The following is a 249-nucleotide window of genomic DNA, read 5'->3' on the forward strand; positions in this document are numbered from 1 at the left end:
TTGTACAATCAGCGCAGCGACTGCAAAACGCTGGTGCGGATTTTCTTGTTATTGCGTGTAATACCGCTCATTTTTTCTATAAAGCAGCTAAAAGGTCTGTTAATATTCCGATCTTGCATATGCCTTTAGAAACGGCTCGTTTTGTGCAAAAAAATAATTTTAGAAAAGTAGGTTTGTTAGCTACGGATGGAACGATTAAGACGGAACTATACCAAAACAGTTGTCAAAGTTGCAGGATTGATGTCATTG

The 249-nt window shown here is 38.2% G+C and carries 1 protein-coding gene; it reads left to right on the forward strand.

Annotated features, from left to right (window positions below):
* Positions 1-249 (forward strand): aspartate/glutamate racemase family protein (locus tag JDS92_RS30340; RefSeq protein WP_199633064.1); only part of this gene is annotated, 249 nt, incomplete at both ends.

This window comes from Bacillus cereus group sp. N12, assembly GCF_016483575.1.
Taxonomy (GTDB): Bacteria; Bacillota; Bacilli; order Bacillales; family Bacillaceae_G; genus Bacillus_A; species Bacillus_A toyonensis.